Origin of the sequence: Deinococcus aerolatus (assembly GCF_014647055.1) — a bacterium.
In the GTDB taxonomy this organism is placed as follows: domain Bacteria; phylum Deinococcota; class Deinococci; order Deinococcales; family Deinococcaceae; genus Deinococcus; species Deinococcus aerolatus.
The window spans coordinates 1-2,502 of the sequence record NZ_BMOL01000054.1 but is presented as its reverse complement, the minus strand read 5'-3'; the positions used below and the strand labels follow the sequence as shown (position 1 = coordinate 2,502).

General features: G+C 64.6%; 4 protein-coding genes. 3 read left to right on the top strand and 1 reads right to left on the bottom strand.

Annotation, left to right across the window (positions count from 1 at the left end; genetic code table 11):
* Positions 1–185: 185 nt before the first annotated feature.
* From IEY31_RS19000 to IEY31_RS18425, 3 genes are read left to right on the top strand one after another with little or no spacing between them, the layout of a single operon-like run.
* Entirely contained in the window at positions 186–632 is a 447-nt protein-coding gene (locus IEY31_RS19000; protein WP_308424344.1) for a hypothetical protein, read from the top strand.
* Entirely contained in the window at positions 629–1,093 is a 465-nt protein-coding gene (locus IEY31_RS18430; RefSeq protein WP_188974413.1) for a DUF2243 domain-containing protein, read from the top strand. Before IEY31_RS19000 ends, IEY31_RS18430 begins: the two co-directional genes overlap by 4 nt.
* A complete protein-coding gene (locus IEY31_RS18425; RefSeq protein ID WP_229723775.1) occupies positions 1,090–1,926 on the top strand; it encodes a cytochrome c oxidase assembly protein in 837 nt (278 codons plus the stop codon). Before IEY31_RS18430 ends, IEY31_RS18425 begins: the two co-directional genes overlap by 4 nt.
* 166 nt (positions 1,927–2,092) lie before the next feature.
* Here IEY31_RS18425 and IEY31_RS18420 read toward each other — a convergent pair.
* On the bottom strand, positions 2,093–2,502 hold a 410-nt coding region (locus IEY31_RS18420), incomplete at its 5' end, for a transposase (protein ID WP_188974412.1).

The window sequence follows — 2,502 nt, the reverse complement described above, 5'->3', positions numbered from 1 at the left end:
CGCACTGCGGACACTTCAAACCGTTCATGCTTCATTGAACACCCGTCATGCTCGGAAGTCCACTACCCACCCGATGCATAAATTTGACAGGGGCTGAATACCACCCTATATTGAAGGAATCAACGCGGCCTTCGGGCCGCTTTTTCCATGTCCCGGCAGGCGCCACCCGGTATCCTGAGCGCAGCATGCGCCTGCCTGAACTCACGCCCACTGAACTGGCGGACCTATTGGCCCGTGCGTACGCCGCAGACCACGGTGAACCCAGAGATGCACTCAGCGCGGCCGATCGCATCGCCCTGGCGGACTATCTGGGCTGTCACGAGGAGGTGCGCGCCGCCGCCTTTGCCGTGTGGTGTCAGGAACTCGACGGCGTGACCGAGGACGAGGCGGCGTACTGGCTGGACGTGGAATTCGTCGAGCCGTGCCATGAGGAGCGCAGTGTCTATGGAATGACGCTCTCGAACAGCGTGCCGCGTCGGTCCTCGGTGATGTCCCGGAACAGTTCCGGGAACAGGCTGGGCATGCCGCGTTTGGCGCAGCGCAGGTGGGCTTATCAAGTCCTCGGCATGGAGGGACCCAACTCCCTCGGTCGACCCGTGTATATCCTTGATCCACCCAGGAGGTTGATATGACGACCCTTTCCCCAACTCAGCCGGACTTGCGTCGCTCCCGTCTCAGTGGCCTGCTGCTGGGCGCCGCGTTCATGGCCGGCGTGGACGAGATCATCTTCCATCAGGTGCTCGGCTGGCACCACTTCTATGACCGCTCGACGCCGGCCATCGGCCTGCTCAGCGACGGCCTTCTTCACGCGGCCGAGCTGATGGCGATCGTGGCCGGCATCTTCCTGCTGGCCGACGCGCTCCGGGCTCGGGCCTTTGCGCCTCCCTTCTTCTGGGCCGGGCTGTTTCTGGGTCTGGGCGGCTTTCAGCTCTTCGACGGTCTCATCGACCACAAGGTGCTGCGCGTCCACCAAATCCGCTACGACGTGCCGCTGCTGACCTACGACCTGGTGTGGAACCTGTTGGGCCTGGCGCTGCTCCTGATGGGCTTCGCCCTCCACCGTCAGGCGACGCGCCGCACACCCGGACCGTGATCTCTGCTGCACATGGGCACGCGGCAGTCAGTGGTCCGCCCGCGTTCTCACTGCTGGTGTGGTTCATGCTGTTGCTGCTGGGCGCTGGCTACCTGGCGATGGTGGCAGGGCAGCGCCGGAAGGGGCGCAGGTGGCCGGCAGCCCGGACGGTCACCTTCCTGCTTGGCCTGGGGCTGCTGAGTTGGGCCTTTTCACCAGCGCTGAATGAAGCCGCGCACGCTGGTGTCCAGGGGCACATGGCGCAGCATCTGGCGGCGGGCATGTTCGCGCCCCTCGCGCTGGCGCTGGGCTGGCCGATAACCCTGCTGCTGCGCAGTCTGCCTGTGAAGGCTGCACGACGTCTGACCGGGTGGCTGCGTTCACGCCCGCTGGAACTGGTGGCCTCGCCCGGGGGCGTGCTGCTGCTGAACGTGAGCGGGCTTTACCTGCTGTATCTCACGGGTCTGTACCGCCTGATGCTGGACTCGGCCATGGTGCATGCGGCCGTGGTAGTCCACGTCGTGGCGGCAGGGTTTCTCTACACGGTGACCCTGGCCGGCGTAAAGCCGGTGACGACGCGGGCCTCCTTCCGGGTGCGGCTGGTGACCCTGCTGCTGGGCACTGCGGGACACGCCACGCTCGCCAAGGTGATGTACGCAGGACAGTGGCCCAGGGGAGTGGGGGAAACACCGGAGCAACTTCAGGCGGCCGCCCAACGCATGTACTACTGGGGCGATCTCGCTGAGGTGCTGCTGATGGGTCTGGCCTTCTGGAGCTGGTTTCAGACCCGGGGACGCGCGGTGCGTCGAAAGGGACCTCAGCCGGACGAGGATGGCGCGGCCTGGGTGCGGTGAGCGGAAAGGAAAGAGAGTGGCCATGACCTGCAGTGGGGTGGTGGTGGAATGAACCCCTCGGACAGGTTCACCGTCACTTTTGATGACGGCTGGTCACACAGCCATCAACACGCGCTGTCGGAGAAGTTGAAATGAGGCCCGGCCCTCTGTACCGGACATCTTTCCTTTAAACCCCGTCTGGCATGGGAAATGGAGTCCTCAGCAGCTTGATTAGGCAGGGCAACTCGGGCAGCATCCAGCGCAGCGCATTGCAAAGACGTTCCACGCCGTACCGCACAAGGCTCATGGCCGGGCGGCCATGAGCCTTCACCTTGACTGGCCCCTGTGCCTGGAGCCACACACCCACCCGCAGGCAGCTCACCCACGCCAAGATGACCAGCCCGAACAGGCGTTCCAACCGAGTGGCTTGAGTGATGCCTGTGCGCTCTAGGTCAAAGCCGCGGACCTTGAGGCTCGCGAAGGTGCACTCCACGGTCCAGCGCGCCCGGTACAGCACACAGGTGTCCCAGACGCTGAAATCCGTTGCGATGGCCACCAGGTCCCCTGCAGGGGACCTGGTGGCGACGACTTGCATCA

Coding starts and splice junctions, on each gene's coding strand:
- IEY31_RS18430 (WP_188974413.1), top strand. CDS start 629: ATGACGACCCTTTCCCCAACTCAGCCGGACTTGCGTCGCTCCCGTCTC.
- IEY31_RS19000 (WP_308424344.1), top strand. CDS start 186: ATGCGCCTGCCTGAACTCACGCCCACTGAACTGGCGGACCTATTGGCC.